This is a genomic window from Microcoleus sp. Pol12B3 (genome assembly GCF_036701355.1).
Lineage (GTDB): Bacteria > Cyanobacteriota > Cyanobacteriia > Cyanobacteriales > Microcoleaceae > Microcoleus.
Window position 1 is genome coordinate 39,726 of record NZ_JAUBQS010000021.1, and the last position, 15,786, is coordinate 55,511.

Consider the following 15,786-nt stretch of genomic DNA (forward strand, 5'->3'; position numbering starts at 1 on the left):
AGGTACGTCAGCGATTGGGCTATCCATTATGTCGAGAATAATGATAGCTGACGCACCTTACGCAGGGGAAATTTTGATTTAACAGATTTAATCTTTGCTATTTTGATCTCCTACATCTGGAGTAGAAAATTTGATGTCTGCCCAAGATAGCTGTCTGCTTTGATTGCTATTGCTTTCGAGTTCTTCTTTAAGTTTGGCAATATCAACGGTATCGTTTTTGGCGGAACTGTTGGTTTGGGCGATCGCATCTTTGAATTGCTGAATTTTTTCCGTCGGATTTGCTTTAATATCTTCCACCGCTTTTTTTAAATTGCGTTGATAGTGGGCGTTGCCAATCGCTTCTTCCTTCGATCGCGAACTGGTTTCAAAGCATTTGTCCAAATCGCCGTAAATGCCTGTACGGCGGGGTTTAGTGTAGTATTGGCGTTCTGTATCAAGGAGTTTTGCCATCAATTCGAGGTGCATTTTGTCCTCACTGCAAATCTCTTCGATCACAGTCCATTCATCGCTACCGAGGAGTTTTCTTTCAGCGGCGGGACGGGAATCTTCAAAAGGTTCGCCCGTAACTTCTTCGTAAATCCGGGGCAAAGAGTCGTCAAATTCATGCTTTTCTTCCAGCCAAATTCGGCGGATTTCGCTAAGTTCTTCTGGGGTAATTAAGGTGATATCGCGCATTTCTAGGGGTGCGGTTTTGCGGACGTGGGTTTGTGCTTCCAGGACTCGTCTCAGCCAGTGTTCTCGCCAGAATTTGGTGTAGGGCCCTGGGATGGGTTCGACGGAGGTTGTGTCGTCGCCCATGTTGCGTTCAAACAGTTCTACTCTACCGTAGATGCGGCGGAAGTCTCTTTTTGGGTGATCGTCTGGAATGTCTAATTCGTTGCGAATATCGAGTAGAGGCTGCATCCATTCTTTTTCCTCATCGTTTTGAATCATTGCCTCCATTGATTTATCTTGACTTACCATTGTACAAACCCAACAGCCAAAGCGAGAATTTCCACAACTAGGAGTAGAAGTATCAACAACTAAAGGACATTCATTGTCGGCTGTTGCACCTCGATACATAGTTAGCAAATCTTTATTGTTATTTCCCCAAGGATTATCCCACTGCATCAAGTAAAGCCACACTTCATCTGTTCGCCAGTCTTCAATGGGAAGGTAAATATAAGAGTTAGGGCGAGTGGGATTAGCATTAAGGCGTTCGCTTACCCGCCACTCCCTATGTTTAGCCATATTTGCGGCGCGTTTAGCACTTTCAGCCTTGCGAGTACCTAGAACAAGAATTGCCTCGCCGCTAGTTCTAATTATTTCACGAATAAAAGAACCAGTTGGTTGTATTTTTAATCGTTCCGTACACCATCTAAATCGGTTTCTAGGTGCTGGGTATCCTTTACCTATTAAGCACGCCCAAAAGGTATCTTGAACGGCTGGATAAGTTAAATGAGTTTCTATTGGCATTCCCTGTTCTTGGGCTGCAACTTTCATCCGTTTTAGAGAATTATGTACTCCAGCAGCTACTATAGGGTTTTCTACCAGTGTATCATTTGTTAAAACATGAATTTTTTTGTGGCGTTTCTCAATTGGCAACTCTGCAATCGCATACCAAACAAGCTGTAGGACTGCCGAACTATCTTTTCCACCACTCCAACCGATTACAAGTGGGAGTTCATCTTGACAATAAAGCTCTTGAATTTCCTTTTTCAAAATTTCTATGTCTGCCATTAAATCGCCAATATTGCGGGGCGGAAATAGTGACATTTGTTGTAAATCATTCATTTTCTATATCTCCGTTTTGATTTTCCGTTTTGATTTTCCGTAAACACATTTTTGCGATGCCACTGAAGCGCATCTTTTCTCGGATAATATTGCTCGGAACTCGGCAAAAGAATAAGTTCGCCGTGAAACTCTTTCATTAATCTAGGGTAGGGTGAGTCCTCTTGTAAATCACTATCAACTATAATTTGATAACGATCGTCAACAGCAAACCATCCGCGATCGAATGCCCAATGATGATTTTTACACAATGATAGTCCATTATCTACTCTATTATCATAAAACTCTGAGAAGGGCTTGATATGTGCGCCATCTACAATACTTTGACTAAGTGAACGAGTTACTTTTAATCGACAAAAAGCACATCGGTAATCATACAAATGCACGATAGATTTACGAAAAACAGCCTCTCTAACCACAGATTTTTTTAAATACACATTTGGTTGTCTATCTGTATTACCCGATTCAATAGTATCTAATTCATCCAATGTTGAATTTTGAAAAGACTGGTTAATCTTTAAAATATCTTCAATTTGTTTATTTGTAGATGAAAACCAGACCGATATCAGTACATCTATTAATTCTTGGCGGGCATTCCTATCTTGCAAAAGACTAAATAGTTCATCGTCAATTATTGCACTATCAACAGCTTTTTTTAAGGTATTGATTGTTTGAGGTCGCCCTCCTTCATATTGTTCGCTAAATTTAAGATACCAAAATCTAGGTTCTTTATTTTTTAAGTGATAAAACGGAAGAGGAAAAGAATCACCCTTTAAAGGATTAGAAGTCAGCGCCGACCAATTTTTGTTGAAGGTGTTAATTAATTCCTCGGAAATGGTAATGTGGTTCTCCTTGATCAAACCTTGTGCAATTAAATCAGTTACAGACAATAGCAGTATTGGCTGATTTAGAGCATCTCCGCGTTGTTGTGTACGGTTGACATTAAGATTTGCAAAACAATTGCGATAATAAGCTAAATTTTTATATTCTGACTCCTGCCCCGTACTCACTGCTCCCTCCAGATATGATTAAATATAATCCAGTCTTAAATTTTACACGATTTTTCAAAATCTTTATCCATTGTGGCACGGGCGTCCCGTCTTTGCTGTATCTGCGGTTTGCAAACCCAACCGCTTTTTCAAATAATCAGTCATCCAACTAACACTCCCCCTCGACTTAGAAATCCCCCCTTTCAACAAAATCCCATTCTCCCAATCAGGATTAGAAATCGACCAATCAACCTGCTGCAAAAGGCTTAAATGTTCCTCCCAACTCTCAGGAAAAACCGACAGCAAAGCGGCCCCAACTTCCCCCAAACTTTCAAGCACAACACTGTGACAGTGTACGCAATCCCGGCGCATTTCCCCCGCCGCCACTTGCTTGTGCAGAACTAATTGCCAATCTGGAATAAAACTGCTAACCGCATTCCAATAACTAACCGCCAGTTGTATTTTTTGAGCAAGTTCTTCCTCTTTCTGTTCTTTTTTGGTGCGAGAACCAGAGGGTTTTGCCTGTTTGCTGCTCTCAATATTAGACAGCAAAGCCAGGATAGCACGATCGATCGCACTCAGCGCAAACAATTTGTGCGATCGCCCGTTCAAACTCCCCTTCTCCATCTCAGTCAAACACCGGAAAACCTCAACCTGCTTAACAACAGCCTTCACCACAAAAGCGCGATCGTGCCGGTCGTTGTAAAGTAGACTGAGTGATGCCTCCAAAGGAACTTGAAAACCGTTCAAATCAGCAAACATCTGCTGCGATTTTTCCAACCCAATATCGAGAAACAAAATCAGCGCCACCGTCTCATATCCCAACTGCGGATTTTCCCTCAAAGCCATCTCAAAAGCCGCGCGCCGATGCTGTCCGTCATTAATAGTAAACTTAGCATCCATCGGCACTCGCAAGCGACCGATTTTCCGTTCTTCGGCCTCATTTCCCACTGCTTCAAAAGTAATATCCGCATCAATCGAAGCAGCAATTGCCCCACAAGTATAATTTGTAGGATTCTTAACAAAATACTCAGCAATTTCTGGAATCCTAGCTTTGTTAAGCGCCCGTTTCGCCCGCATAGACGGCGGCAATTCTTCAGATTCAAAGGGAAACAATTTCGGCAAAAAACGCACCGGACACATCGACACGTAATATTCGCGACCCGCTTGAATTCCCCGGATGACCGGCAAAATGTATTCACAGGAAGGAGTAGACATATTTGTTTTGTTAAACCGCAGATACACGCCCAGAAATGCAGATGAATAACTCTTATCTGCGTCTATCTGCGTTCATCTGCGGTTTAAATAAAAAAACCATTGACATCTGCCATTAATTATGGTATGTAGCCGGGGTCTGTTTCCCGACAACTCAAGTATTTCACAATAATTTTTAAAAAACAAGAGTTGACATAAAATTTAACCAATGGTATTTTTGAAAAAATAACCTAATTATATAAAAAATTCCAATGACTACCAACCCAGCGGATGACCTCGCTCTAAAAATTTTAGAAAAAGAAAATAGCGACAGACAGGAAATCGCACTTTTATTAGATAATTATTTAGGAAAGGACGATCGCATTTTCGTACAAAAAACCCAGATGGGAAACAGCGAAGCATACATCGGTTCAGTCACCCTAGAATGGTTAGACTCTCGCGTCCGTTTCGCCTCGCAAATGCCGCTTTTCCGCCAAAAATTCGACCTCCAAACCAACAACATCGTCCGCGACGACGAAACCATTGACGAAATTATCCAGCGTCCCTTAGATTGGTCGCGCCAAGCAGCCCTCACTCAATATTTAGCAGCCCGAAAATCGCACAAATTCCCCGCAGTTTTAGTGGTCGTCAGTCCCCCGTGGGTAGACAATCCTTTAGCCGAGGAATGGGATAAAAATGGCGTAGCAACCAAATCCGCGACTGAATTTACATCCTTTGATAAAAACGAGAACTTAGGGCTTTTGAATGTTTCTAAAGAACTCTCGATTTTTGCCTTAGACGGTCAGCATCGGCTGATGGGAGTTCAAGGTTTAATGAGTTTAATTAAAACCGGAATCCTGCAAAGATACAACAAAAATAAAAAACCTGTCGGCGCTGCAATTACTCTAGAAGATTTAGCAGAAGAGTATCAAATTGACCCCGGAGAAGTGTATAAATTAGCTCACGAAAAAATCGGGATTGAGTTTATCCCGGCGGCGGTAGCGGGGGAAACGCGACAGCAAGCACAACGGCGCGTGCGATCGATCTTTGTGCACGTTAACCTAATGGCGGTAACGCTGAGTCAGGGACAGCTAGCATTATTGAACGAGGATAACGGATTTGCGATCGCAGCCCGAAAAATTGCCGTCACCCATCCCTTATTAAAAGAACAAGATGACAGAAACCCCCGCGTGAATTGGGACAGCGCCACAGTCGCAGCAAAATCAACAGTCTTAACCACATTGCAAGCGCTGCAAGATATGTCCGAACGGTATTTAGAATACAAATTCCCTCATTGGAAGCCGGAACGAAAAGGTTTAATTCCCATGCGTCCCGAAGATGAAGAACTAAAAGAGGGAATTGAAGAGTTTAAAAAATTGTTCGATCATTTAGCAACTTTACCCAGCTATCAAAGAATTGAAAGCGGCGAAGAGACGACTGAATTGCGCCGATTTAGTTTTGAAAAGCCACCGGGCGAGGGAAATCTTTTGTTCCGTCCAGTCGGTCAAATTGCTTTAGCTAATGCTTTGGGAATTCTAGTATTTAGAAAAAAACTTTCCCTGAAATCTATTTTCGACAAACTCCGCAGATTCGATGTCGATGAAGGATTTAGCCACATGGACAATCCTGAGTCTGCCTGGTACGGGATTTTGTACGATCCGAACAAAAAGCGAATGCTAGTTTCTGGAAAGGATTTAGCAACGAAGTTAATTGTATATTTGGTGGGTGGAATTCAGGACGATATGGAGCGAGCTCATTTGCGGCAAGCGGTAGCGGAGGCGAGGACTTTTGAGGATAAAGCTATTAGTTTTAACGGCCGATTTGTGCAGCCGCAAGAGGTAGGATTGCCGCCAGTGCTGAGCTAAGTTTTTCTTGGGCAAAGTCCACAGCGACGAAGACTGATAAAGCAGGAAGCAAATTGGTTTTGTATAATTGAATCTGCACCTTACCTAGAACCAGATTATGACCATCGCTGAACAGATTTACGCAATCGTCAAAACCCTTCCCAAAGACCAAGCCAGCGAAATTCTCACTTTCGCTGAATTCGTTTGTGCCAAGCACCTGAGCGCAAACCAACCAACAGACACCGTAGATGCGATTCCTTGGACTGAACTTGTTTTTTCCCTTGCTGGAACTTGGGAAAAAGATTTTCCATCCCTGGAATATATTCGTGCTGAATCTGGACAAGACATCCTGCGGGAGAGTCTGTAAATCTACGTTTTGGATACCAACACTTTGATCTACTATTTCAAAGGTCAAGGACAAGTTGCTCAAAACCTTGCTAATGTTTCTCCCCAGGAAATAGTCGTTTCTACGATCGTCTTTTTTGAGTTGCAAGTCGGCATTGCTAAATCCAACTCGCCAGCAAAACGTACCCAACAACTTCAGCAATTTTTGAGCAGAGTTAACGTTATTCCTTTCGATCGCGATGCTGCTCTTGCGGCTGCTACAATTCGCGCCCAGTTGGAGCAACAAGGTACTCCCATCGGCCCGATGGATGTTTTGATTGCAGGGACAGCCGTAGCCCTCCAAGCGACTCTCGTCACCCACAATGTCAAGGAATTTTCTAGAGTTTCAGAACTCGCAATCGTAGACTGGTATTGACTAAAAAACTTCTCACAATCTGGCTTCCTTTAACAAAATAAGTTCGGCTCCTACAGGCAAATGATCGGACTCTGTTGCCTCCAAAAGCGAACTCGATTTAGCACCCCAATGCTTTGAATACCAAATATAATCAATCCGAAAAACCGGATAATTTAATCTCCAATTTGACCTTTTTACCAAGAATTTAAGTTCCCAACCGCGAGGCCAGGTAAAACCAAACCCAAATCCAGATTTTCGGAAAGCATCTTGCATGACTTTCTGCACCCTGTCATAGTCTTGAGTTTCGTCTGTCATATTAAAATCGCCCGCGACAATTACTGGCAGAGTTTCTCGCTCAACTCGCTGCACTAAGTCTTGAATTTCAGGCGAACGTTTGTCATATTTGTAAACAGGAATTTTGAGAAAACGCCATTTTTTATAGAGTTTCAACCACGGCCCGGTAGCTTGCATATTATAAATCACTACTTCTTGTTCGTTAAATTTAATAATGACCCGCTGCTGCGTTTCTGGATGGGCGGCTAAGTGCAGTATTTCGCTAGATACAATCGGATATTTACTGAGAATTCCTACAGGGGGATTGCCAATTTGATAGGGGTAGTCTGCTTTTAACCAGGTGAAAACTCTTTCGGTATGTTTCCTAACGATTTCTTGTAAAAATATAATATCGGGTTTTTGCTGGTCAATCAGCTTAAATAAAGTAGGTGACTGAGTTTTATGCCAACTGAGGTTATGGGAGAAAATTTTGATGCTGGGCTGCGAATCTGTGATGTTTATGGGTGCGGGAGAAAAATATTTGACGTGCAGCCAACTTATTAGAAGAATGCAGGCGATCGCAGAAATAATAGTGAACCATCTTTTTTTGATAATTGACACTCCGATGATCGGAAGCAAGAAAATTGGGAATAAAATTAAGGGGCTAAAAGTGCTAATTAAGGCAATAATCCACAGTCTATCCCAAAAAAATAGTTTGAGAAGGAAATAGCAGATAATAAATGCTGAGTAACTGTAAGCAAGAAATTTTGCAGATTCCTTTAAGCATCTCTTGATTATATCTTTTGGGATGTGCTTCATTGGGAACCTATTAAAATAAAAACTTGCTTAAATCGAATTCTTCATTTGACCGATGTTGGTTGTCTCTTTCAGAAATCAAAACCAACAAAAGGCGATCGGTATAATCCGCGGCACCCCGCAACTCTTCTCGCAAAATTTCCAGTCCTCCGTTAGCATATTCTTCAAAAATTTGCAAGCGTTCTGCTTCCAATTGTTCGTCGAGATGGGAGAGAATTTGAGGATTTTTGGTTTCGGCGATCGCAATTAACTTAATCGCCATATCGTAACCCCTGGATACAAAAATATCAACATCTATCGCACCCGGTTCTCGTTTAGAAATTTCCCCCAAAGGCGATCGTTTTTTTCGCTGATTTCCCAAGGATGCGGCGAAAGCGATGACATCGGCGTAAGTCTGAAATGGCGCGGAGTTGTTATCCGATAAAGTTAATGATTTGACTAACTCGGCTTTATCTTTAGCAATTCTAATTTTGTTAACAGCCATTGGGATTAATATGTAATTTTTAACTGAGTAATTTGATTGATAGAGTAACCGCAGATTAGAGGCAGATAAACACAGATTAATGCAGATAATTTTCAGAATGTCCGCAACAACATAATTTTTTGTGCAAAACCTCCTCTTGCTTCCCGCCGCTTCATTTGTTCGTCCAAAAGTCGATCGCCCGAAATGCCAAAACTCGCCATCACCGCATCTATCACCTCATACAAATCCGCCAATTCCGCCACCAAATCTTCTTCATCAGCCGCCGCCGCTTCCCCCGCTTCTTCAATCAACTTCTGCAGCAAAGCTTGACGGTATTCTGCATCCGACAAAATTACAACCTCGCATTCATTCCCACTTTTGCGAATAATTTCAGGAATGCGATCGCGCACCAATTTATGATACTCTTTTTCCACGTCAAACTCCCTTCAACCTTGACTAAAAGTTTGAATTAACCAGCGATTAATTTCCCCGTCATCTTGCGTTTGACTCCGGTTCAAAGCTTCCTCAACTAACCGGATTTCCAGCCCCGGTAAAACCCGCGACTCTTGCATTCTCCCGCTACCTCCGCCATTAATTGCAAACGAAAAAACCTCCCGCGTGTTTGCACGTTCAACCCAATATTCACTTATTCCTGCGTCTTTGTAAAGCAACCGCTTCCCGCCTAAATCATCATTAAAAGAAGACGCCCCAATTTCCACTATCAAATTAGGCGGATCGTATTGATTTAAATCAACAGCATAATTGCTATCATCAGGAGGCACTCTTAAATCGGAACCAATGTAGTAAGCTAAATCAGGTTGAAACTCGCCGATCCCTGCTTTCCGAAAACTGGTGTTAGTAAACTGAACTACTCGGATATTTCTCAATGTTGCAAACAGAATAACTACACAGGCCATAATTGAATTTTGACGCGCGTGCAATGGCCCTACTGGTGACATTTCTACCCTCATGTGTTCTTGGTAGTAATAAAACTTGCCCTTTTCCCATGCTGAATCCTCAGCAAAATTTAGAAACTCTTCCCACGTCGCCTTCACCCAAATATCTGTTTCCAAAACCTGCGTAATTGCCGAATTAGAAGCCATAATCCACCTCTACAATTTCTGTATATTCAAATTCATTCGGACTGCGCTTAACTAAAGGATAGCGCGTCCCGCCCAGTTCGATCGCATCTTCTTCGCAATCAGCTTTCGGAGAATTGTACACAAGCACGTATTCCCTGCCGATGGAACTTTCCATCTCTTGAGCAACTTCTCCGCGCCACTGAGTTTTAGTTACCAAAACTACCAATTGATTCGCCAACTTCGGCAGCTTATTTGCAATTTGCTTGCGATAAATCTCGTCCAAACTCCCAAAGGGAGAATCCATCACAATTGGAAACGTACTGCTATCCGGGCCCATCAAAGTATTCTTTTGACTCCACTCCCGCACGCCCTCAATAATCCCGCCGATAAACGACAAACTGAGAATTTGATTTTCTCCTGTAGAAGCGGCCACTAAAGATTCTTTTCCCGACGTATTTTCTACTAGAGTCAGTTCGTATTTATCGCTCAACTTGGGGATATAAGGAGTAAAAGAAATTTGGCTGAAAATATCTTGCACCCGCTTTTCCAACTGAGAACAAAACTGTTTCTCTAAGCGCGATCGCACTTCAGTTAGGCGATCGATCGCATCCTGAGTTGCAGCAATCCGGCGCTGGGCTAATACTTGCCTTTGCTCGTTTAGTTGCTGCTTGTCGATTTGCTTGTCCAGATTGGCGATCGACGCCTTCAAACTCTCAATCTGCTGCTGGTTAGAGCCTGTTTCCCGGTGCAAATCGCCAATTTTTGCCTCAATTTCATCCAAGCGCTTTTGCAAGCGGCTGACATCGCCGTCAGGAAAATTTCGCAGCTTGTTGTGAATATCGTCTAACTGATTTTCCACCCGAGAAAGTTCGGTTCTGTCGCGGCTGATATTGCCTTGCTGTCGGTCAATTTCCTCCCAAAAATCAGCCACTTGTCTATCAATTTCATTTACCCGATCGCTAATCCGAATAGTTGTTTCTTCTACATCACCAACACCCGCTTTATCCATCCAACCGCTAACCTGTTGGCGAGACTCAGAACCCTCCACTAATTCCGCACCGCAGATACACCGCTGCTGCGCTAATAAATCTTCCAAAAACGGCCGCTGAATCCCCGAAAGCAACTCGCCTTTTTCTCGTAAACCTCCTACTATTAGTTGAAATTCAGCCGCCGCCTCTGACAGAAATACTCCATAACCCCGCATAGAAATTGAACGTTTGAGAGCATCTGTAGCTTGTGCAATTTGTTGCTTAAATAAACTTTTCTGACTTTCCAATTCGTCTCGCAACTTTTGTAAATCCGCAGCACCGCTAAGTTCTAACAAGTTACCATTAACTGCTTTTTTCAACTCCCCTTGGTTAACCAATTCCCGCTCGATTTCTACCTGTCTGCTTGCAAGTTGCTCAGCTTCTTGCTCAATTTTTTGCTTGTCTTTTAAAAGTTGTTTCGTTTCAGCATTACCAATTATATTTAAATCTGTCTCTAGAGATTTTTTTGCTTCTCCTAAATGCCGGAGCGATCTATTCAACACTTCCACCCCCAGCAACTCCTTAGTAGCTTCTGCAATTTCTGCCTTCTTGTCATAGCGGACAATTTGCTCGATGCGCTCCCCATCAAAAAAGAAATATTTATGTAAACTTTCCGGCAAAATCCGCCCGATAATATCATCTGGATGCTGATCCGGCTTCAGCCAGAGACCGTTATCTTTTGCTACACTCAGAAACAATTCAGCCTTGCCATGTTCTACAGTATTTTCACTTTTATAAGCACGACAGATGCGTTTTGCTTGGTAGCGCGTGCTGTCGTGTTCAAACACAATTTCCGCCCAACAACCTACGGCTTTTCCCATTTCCGACTCAGCCAGAGCGCGCTTGTTTACTAATTGTTCTTCTGCCGCAAAAGCCGCGCTAAATTGTCCGTAAAGTACCCACGTAAAGGCATTCATTAATGCCGTTTTTCCCGCGCCGTTATTACCGTGAATTACTGTAATGTTTTGCCTACCCCAAGCTACTTTAATTTCCGGAGTTTTGCCGTAAAATTGACGAAAGTTGCACAGAGTAATTGATATTAACTTCATACAATTGCTTCCTTAATTATTTTTAAAATGTCATCGTTAATGTGGCGGGGAGATCTCATGTACAACTTATCTTTTTCAATTTCCAATACCCGCTCAATAATTTGTCGAACTTCGGGCGGCGCGCTAGTAATAGGTTGTTGTACGTCGCTGAATTCCTGATGAGTTTGATAAGAAGAACGCTTTTCTGCTAAAATGCTTGTCGGTAAGGCTGCGATCGCACTATCTTCATATCTAAATGCCATAATCAGATTTTCATGCAGATTTTCAGTCATTTTTTTTCAAATATTAAAAACTAGCAACTCAAACTGCGCTCAAATAATTCTCTATTCTCAAACATAAACCGAACCTTAATAAATGTCAAATGTCTAATAGCCCGTAACGCTTCTGAAGTTGCAGCAATTTGACTCTAGCTTCCCCAGCATTGTCAGCTAAATCGGCAAATTCCAAGAACCGCTTCAACTCTTTTCGCAGCAAATTGCGCTCGACTTCTAAGGTTTCTCTGCCCAAATCTGGAGGCAAAACTATCATGTCAAATAAAGTTGCCCTTTCCTTCCCCGGATGCGGCCGCAAAATGCGTCCCCGGCGCTGAATAAACTGGCGCGGATTGCTGCTGCTTGCTAAAATTACAGCATTGCGAATTGCTGGAATATCAACGCCTTCATCCAAACACCGAATCGCTACCAAACCTTGCAATTCTCCACTCTCAAATTGCTGGCGCAATCGTTCTCTTTCTGCTAAAGGAGTTGCCGCAGTATAAGTGTTAACTCGGTAGCCTAATTCTGAACCCAATAACTTCGCGGTTTCTGTTAGCTGGCGGTGGTTATTTCGGCGCGCACTTCCTTCGATCGCACCGTCGCCGCAGTAAAATAAAGTGTGGGCTGTGTCGAGACGGTGAATCATTAATTCTCGCAAAGCTGTTAATTTATTAGCCGCTGCCCCAATTAAGCGAGCTCGCTGCATTAATAAAGTCGTTAAAGCATCGTTTTCTTCTACTTTTTCATCGCCCCAAAGCGCCCAGCCAATCTTTTGAGTTAAGCGGGAATACTTGCGGGTTTCGGCTTCGGTCAATTCTACTAAAATTGGATAGTATAAATAATGTACTAATGCTTTTTGGCGGATGGCGTCGGCTAAGGTGAGTTCCGGCTGCAAAACCGGACCGAAATAATCTAAAATAGCTTCGGTTCCCTCTTCGTCGAAATGCCTTTCTGGGGTGGCGGAAAGGGCGAGCCGCAGTCCAATATTGCGCGGCAAACTTTCTCCTAAACGGGGCGCGCCTAAGTTGTGAACTTCGTCTCCAATAATCAGGGTTTTTTCGGGGAAATAGCGCAGTTGCGATCGCAAACTATCTCCCATTAAGCTAGCATTAGTAGTGATGATTGTGAGAAATGCTCTATCGCCAGATCGCACTTGATACAAACCCGCAGCCAGCTTGTTTTGCCAACTGCGGGCGCTATCAAAAGCCAAAATAGGTTTTAAACCAAATTTCTCGGATTCGCGCGCCCACTGATTCACTAGGTGGCAGTAAGGGCAAATTACGAGCAGGACTTGCAGGTTAATTTTATTGTATAATTCAGTGGCGATCGCCAGTGCAGTAATCGTCTTCCCGCTACCCGTCGCCATCTTCAGCGTACCGCGTCCCTGATTCGCAAACCAATTAGCAACCGCCACTCGCTGATACTGTCGCAATTGCAGCGATGGCGGCATTTTCGGAAATCCAAGTTGCAAATTATTAGCCGTTGAGCGATTCACCTTTAAATGTCGTTAGATGCCAACTTACCCTGACTCAACTGTAACTCATTTCTAATTAAAACTTAACAGCTCAAACAAATTTGCCGCCGACAGTTGCAAATCCGACAGCACATCCAGTACAGGTAAAATATCTTCATTCTCTTTAATCTCAGGTTCCTGCTGCGGTTTAAAAACAATTACCAATTCTTCTTCCGGGTCAATCATCCAACCCAATTTAGTGTGATTCTTGAGGCAAAACAGAATCTTATTAATTACGCGAGTTGAACTTTGCTCCGGCGATAAAATCTCAATTGTCCAATCCGGCGCAATTTCAAACCTATTTTCAATCTTTCCCTGAGAATTCAGAGGAATGCGCGGCCACTCGAACACTGCTATGTCTGGAACAATAGAAATTCCATCAAAAGAGCAGCGCAATTCTGGAAACGCATAAGCTAACTTCTGCGGTTTGCCAACTCGATTAATAACAGATGGAAACTCGAATTGTAACGTGCTGTGTTTTCCTTGGGGCATAGCTTTTTGATAAATTTGACCGTCAACATACTCGCTAGCAGGCTTAGTCTCTGGCAATAGCAGAAACTCTTCCAAAGAAATCTTTAACGGAGACTGAATTGACGTTACCATAAGCCATTAACCCCTCAACAACTCAACTGGGCTATCAAAAATCTGCATCGCTGTCAGTTTCCCAATCAGCACAACTCTCCGATTCCACACCAGTAGGGTGCATCGCACAAACCAACAAATTTCCCCCGTAAACTTGACCGTGATAGTTGCGGCAACCGCGACAAGCCGGCTGCTGCGTCGGCGAAGGGTCTACATAAGTCACCATCGACAAATCTATCTCATCAAATTGCGGGTCGAAGTCGCGGCAAATTTCAATTATCGGTTCGATAAATTCATTAAATAAACCGTCAAATTCATTGAAATAACCGTCAATGTCGTTAATCAGATTATTTTGTACTTGTTCAGTAAACTCTTCCGACATTTTTGCCAAAACGTCCAGCATTTCGACAAACTCTTCGCTGATGTCGCTGAAAAAATGCTCTACTTCAGAAACAGCATTTTCCATTGCTCCAAAAAAATCTTTAGACCAATCTTCCATGAATTTGACAGTTGGCTATTACAAAATATTTTACAGACAGGTGCAGCCAGCCTCATGTGAAGTGCTTGCACCTACTTTCAATTCTATTACCTATTGCCTGAGATCCGTCCACATCCGACAGGGGAGATATTCAAAAAGGGAACTCAAGATTATTATCCTGAGTTCCCTTCATGCTTTACGCAGCGAGCTTTTTTTAGTTTAATCCCGCTTCAGCCGCCGCAATTCCTCTTGTAAATTCTGCACCTGTTCGCGGAGCTTGTCTACGCCGCCTGTCTCTTTAGCATCTTTTGCCGAGACATCTTCTTCCTCAGAAATAATTTCAATCCGTCGAGGTTCAGCGGGTTTTTCGTTCCCAGCCGATGCTACGGGGGGCTGCTGCTGAGCCTGTTGCACCATGTCATCAACAAAGCGGCGAGCTTCTTCCGTGGACATCTCGCCCCGCTTCACCAATTCGTCTGCCAGCTTTTGGGCTTCAGTGCGTAATTCAGTTAACTTGCTGCCAGCTTTTTCACCAGCGTAGGAAGCTAGCCCGACACCAAGGTACACTGCTTTTTGTAAAATATCTCCGAAACCAGGCATAGGAGCTACACCTCATAAAACTGGGTGAACCGGAGACCACGCCTATTACAAGCATCCCGTGTTGCTGCTACCTTCCGGTCCTGACAAGATTTGGGCGTTGGAATCGCGTGGGTCCAGTTCATATATGAGTATAACACAGTTATTTATTCTTCAACCACACACCAGTGATAAATTTCATAAATAACGCAACCGTTCTTCACCAGCGGGTCTTCAGCGACGATCGCCTTCGCCTCATCCATCGAACCCGCCTCAAACAGCAACATACCGCCGCCCCGCCGCCCCCAGTAGCCAGTTTTCGCTCGGTGTCCTTTAGAAATCAACTCTCGGACATAAGCTCTGTGAGCTGGCACGTATTGGTCAAAGACAGGCTTTTCGACAATTCCTTGCTCAATTTTGACAAACCAAGGCATTTTTATTTGGGATTTTAGATTTTATATTTTAGATTGGGAATGGGCGATCGGCAATGGGATCTAGGGCAAATGCTCTATATTCCATTTTGCACCATCCTTTCTTAACTGCGATGTTATCCGATGAACCAGTCAAAACAGCGATTTTTTATTGGCCTAGTGCCGCCTCCCGATATTGAACACCAGATTACTGAGATTAAACTATATTTTGCGGAACACTACAACAGCCGCGGTGCTTTGAAGTCGCCGCCGCACATCACGCTGCAACCTCCTTTTGAATGGTTAGCAGACGATGTTCCCAAATTAGAAGAAAGTTTGAACCAGTTTTCTGCAAACCGACTGCCAATTCCCCTTAATCTATCCGGTTTTGCTGCTTTCGCGCCCCGCGTCATTTACGCTGATGTTGTCAAATCGCCCGAATTGCTGGAAATTCACAAAGATTTGATGAGTTATTTGGAGACAAATTTGGGAATTGTCGATCGAGTTTCTCAGACTCGCCCATTTGTACCGCACATGACAGTAGCCTTTCGCGATTTAACTAAGGAGAATTTTCAAACGGCTTGGTTGGAATTCTCCGGGCGATCGCTCCACTTTGAGTTTACCGCTTCGGCATTAACTTTACTCCTTCACGACGGCAGCCGTTGGAACATCCGCAACCAATTCCCGCTTTCGGCCTAAACTCTCTCCCTTCTCTTTTTTCGTGTC

General features: G+C 43.3%; 18 protein-coding genes and 1 other RNA gene. 4 read left to right on the plus strand and 15 right to left on the minus strand.

Annotated elements, in window-relative coordinates; all coding sequences use genetic code 11:
• Nucleotides 1-87: 87 nt before the first annotated feature.
• The 3 genes from dndC to dndB form a co-directional block, all read right to left on the minus strand.
• The gene (gene dndC, locus QUA53_RS12930) at nt 88-1,773 is read right to left on the minus strand and encodes a DNA phosphorothioation system sulfurtransferase DndC (RefSeq protein ID WP_333096029.1); all 1,686 of its coding nucleotides are present in this window, start codon (nt 1,771-1,773) and stop codon (nt 88-90) included.
• The gene (locus QUA53_RS12935) at nt 1,770-2,780 is read right to left on the minus strand and encodes an HNH endonuclease (RefSeq protein WP_333096028.1); all 1,011 of its coding nucleotides are present in this window, start codon (nt 2,778-2,780) and stop codon (nt 1,770-1,772) included. Before QUA53_RS12935 ends, dndC begins: the two co-directional genes overlap by 4 nt.
• A 63-nt stretch (nt 2,781-2,843) precedes the next feature.
• Nucleotides 2,844-3,977, minus strand: coding sequence for a DNA sulfur modification protein DndB (dndB, locus tag QUA53_RS12940; protein WP_333096027.1), 1,134 nt, complete (start codon nt 3,975-3,977; stop codon nt 2,844-2,846).
• Between the two features lie 248 nt (nt 3,978-4,225).
• Between dndB and QUA53_RS12945 the strand changes: the two genes are divergently transcribed.
• From QUA53_RS12945 to QUA53_RS12955, 3 genes are all read left to right on the plus strand, one after another.
• Nucleotides 4,226-5,818 carry a DGQHR domain-containing protein gene (locus QUA53_RS12945; protein ID WP_333096026.1) on the plus strand — a complete coding sequence of 531 codons (1,593 nt, stop codon included), beginning with the start codon at nt 4,226-4,228 and terminating at the stop codon, nt 5,816-5,818.
• 97 nt (nt 5,819-5,915) lie between these two features.
• Nucleotides 5,916-6,164, plus strand: a complete 249-nt coding sequence (locus QUA53_RS12950; RefSeq protein ID WP_333096025.1) for a DUF2281 domain-containing protein — start codon at nt 5,916-5,918, stop codon at nt 6,162-6,164.
• 9 nt (nt 6,165-6,173) lie between these two features.
• A complete protein-coding gene (locus QUA53_RS12955; RefSeq protein ID WP_333096024.1) occupies nt 6,174-6,557 on the plus strand; it encodes a type II toxin-antitoxin system VapC family toxin in 384 nt (127 codons plus the stop codon).
• 12 nt (nt 6,558-6,569) lie between these two features.
• Here the strand turns inward: QUA53_RS12955 and QUA53_RS12960 are convergent, their stop codons facing one another.
• The 12 genes from QUA53_RS12960 to QUA53_RS13015 all read right to left on the minus strand — a co-directional run bounded on the left by QUA53_RS12960 (nt 6,570) and on the right by QUA53_RS13015 (nt 15,084).
• A complete protein-coding gene (locus QUA53_RS12960; RefSeq protein WP_333096023.1) occupies nt 6,570-7,430 on the minus strand; it encodes an endonuclease/exonuclease/phosphatase family protein in 861 nt (286 codons plus the stop codon).
• A 208-nt stretch (nt 7,431-7,638) separates the two neighbouring features.
• Nucleotides 7,639-8,109, minus strand: coding sequence for a DNA phosphorothioation-associated protein 4 (locus QUA53_RS12965; protein WP_333096022.1), 471 nt, complete (start codon nt 8,107-8,109; stop codon nt 7,639-7,641).
• Between the two features lie 92 nt (nt 8,110-8,201).
• Entirely contained in the window at nt 8,202-8,522 is a 321-nt protein-coding gene (locus QUA53_RS12970) for a nucleoside triphosphate pyrophosphohydrolase (RefSeq protein ID WP_333096021.1), read from the minus strand.
• 12 nt (nt 8,523-8,534) lie between these two features.
• Nucleotides 8,535-9,191 (minus strand): Uma2 family endonuclease, encoded by a 657-nt coding sequence (locus QUA53_RS12975; protein WP_333096020.1) that lies wholly within the window; start codon nt 9,189-9,191, stop codon nt 8,535-8,537.
• The gene (locus QUA53_RS12980) at nt 9,181-11,247 is read right to left on the minus strand and encodes an AAA family ATPase (RefSeq protein WP_333096019.1); all 2,067 of its coding nucleotides are present in this window, start codon (nt 11,245-11,247) and stop codon (nt 9,181-9,183) included. The genes QUA53_RS12975 and QUA53_RS12980 overlap by 11 nt, the downstream gene beginning before the upstream one ends.
• The gene (locus QUA53_RS12985; RefSeq protein ID WP_333096018.1) at nt 11,244-11,519 is read right to left on the minus strand and encodes a hypothetical protein; all 276 of its coding nucleotides are present in this window, start codon (nt 11,517-11,519) and stop codon (nt 11,244-11,246) included. Before QUA53_RS12985 ends, QUA53_RS12980 begins: the two co-directional genes overlap by 4 nt.
• An 85-nt stretch (nt 11,520-11,604) precedes the next feature.
• The gene (locus tag QUA53_RS12990) at nt 11,605-12,951 is read right to left on the minus strand and encodes a DNA phosphorothioation system restriction enzyme (protein WP_333096017.1); all 1,347 of its coding nucleotides are present in this window, start codon (nt 12,949-12,951) and stop codon (nt 11,605-11,607) included.
• 96 nt (nt 12,952-13,047) lie between these two features.
• Nucleotides 13,048-13,617, minus strand: coding sequence for a Uma2 family endonuclease (locus QUA53_RS12995; protein ID WP_333096016.1), 570 nt, complete (start codon nt 13,615-13,617; stop codon nt 13,048-13,050).
• 34 nt (nt 13,618-13,651) lie between these two features.
• Complete coding sequence (locus tag QUA53_RS13000; protein ID WP_333096015.1) at nt 13,652-14,095, minus strand: hypothetical protein; 444 nt, start codon at nt 14,093-14,095, stop codon at nt 13,652-13,654.
• Nucleotides 14,096-14,293: 198 nt separating this feature from the next.
• Complete coding sequence (locus tag QUA53_RS13005; protein WP_333040711.1) at nt 14,294-14,674, minus strand: phasin-related domain-containing protein; 381 nt, start codon at nt 14,672-14,674, stop codon at nt 14,294-14,296.
• 23 nt (nt 14,675-14,697) lie between these two features.
• An RNA gene (gene ffs, locus QUA53_RS13010) (signal recognition particle sRNA small type) lies at nt 14,698-14,794 on the minus strand.
• A gap of 23 nt (nt 14,795-14,817) precedes the next feature.
• Nucleotides 14,818-15,084: a YciI family protein gene (locus QUA53_RS13015; RefSeq protein ID WP_006632991.1), complete on the minus strand. Its 267-nt coding sequence runs from the start codon at nt 15,082-15,084 to the stop codon at nt 14,818-14,820.
• A 120-nt stretch (nt 15,085-15,204) separates the two neighbouring features.
• On the opposite strand from QUA53_RS13015, the gene QUA53_RS13020 reads away from it, so the two are divergent.
• Complete coding sequence (locus QUA53_RS13020) at nt 15,205-15,759, plus strand: 2'-5' RNA ligase family protein (RefSeq protein ID WP_333096014.1); 555 nt, start codon at nt 15,205-15,207, stop codon at nt 15,757-15,759.
• Nucleotides 15,760-15,786 lie beyond the last annotated feature (27 nt).

What these genes read in the sequence shown, in the direction of transcription:
- dndC (WP_333096029.1), bottom strand. Translation starts at nt 1,773, where the DNA reads ATGAATGATTTACAACAAATGTCACTATTTCCGCCCCGCAATATTGGC.
- dndB (WP_333096027.1), bottom strand. Translation starts at nt 3,977, where the DNA reads ATGTCTACTCCTTCCTGTGAATACATTTTGCCGGTCATCCGGGGAATT.
- QUA53_RS12945 (WP_333096026.1), top strand. Translation starts at nt 4,226, where the DNA reads ATGACTACCAACCCAGCGGATGACCTCGCTCTAAAAATTTTAGAAAAA.
- QUA53_RS12950 (WP_333096025.1), top strand. Translation starts at nt 5,916, where the DNA reads ATGACCATCGCTGAACAGATTTACGCAATCGTCAAAACCCTTCCCAAA.
- QUA53_RS12965 (WP_333096022.1), bottom strand. Translation starts at nt 8,109, where the DNA reads ATGGCTGTTAACAAAATTAGAATTGCTAAAGATAAAGCCGAGTTAGTC.
- QUA53_RS12975 (WP_333096020.1), bottom strand. Translation starts at nt 9,191, where the DNA reads ATGGCTTCTAATTCGGCAATTACGCAGGTTTTGGAAACAGATATTTGG.
- QUA53_RS12980 (WP_333096019.1), bottom strand. Translation starts at nt 11,247, where the DNA reads ATGAAGTTAATATCAATTACTCTGTGCAACTTTCGTCAATTTTACGGC.
- QUA53_RS12985 (WP_333096018.1), bottom strand. Translation starts at nt 11,519, where the DNA reads ATGACTGAAAATCTGCATGAAAATCTGATTATGGCATTTAGATATGAA.
- QUA53_RS12990 (WP_333096017.1), bottom strand. Translation starts at nt 12,951, where the DNA reads ATGCCGCCATCGCTGCAATTGCGACAGTATCAGCGAGTGGCGGTTGCT.
- QUA53_RS12995 (WP_333096016.1), bottom strand. Translation starts at nt 13,617, where the DNA reads ATGGTAACGTCAATTCAGTCTCCGTTAAAGATTTCTTTGGAAGAGTTT.
- QUA53_RS13000 (WP_333096015.1), bottom strand. Translation starts at nt 14,095, where the DNA reads ATGGAAGATTGGTCTAAAGATTTTTTTGGAGCAATGGAAAATGCTGTT.
- QUA53_RS13005 (WP_333040711.1), bottom strand. Translation starts at nt 14,674, where the DNA reads ATGCCTGGTTTCGGAGATATTTTACAAAAAGCAGTGTACCTTGGTGTC.
- QUA53_RS13015 (WP_006632991.1), bottom strand. Translation starts at nt 15,084, where the DNA reads ATGCCTTGGTTTGTCAAAATTGAGCAAGGAATTGTCGAAAAGCCTGTC.
- QUA53_RS13020 (WP_333096014.1), top strand. Translation starts at nt 15,205, where the DNA reads ATGAACCAGTCAAAACAGCGATTTTTTATTGGCCTAGTGCCGCCTCCC.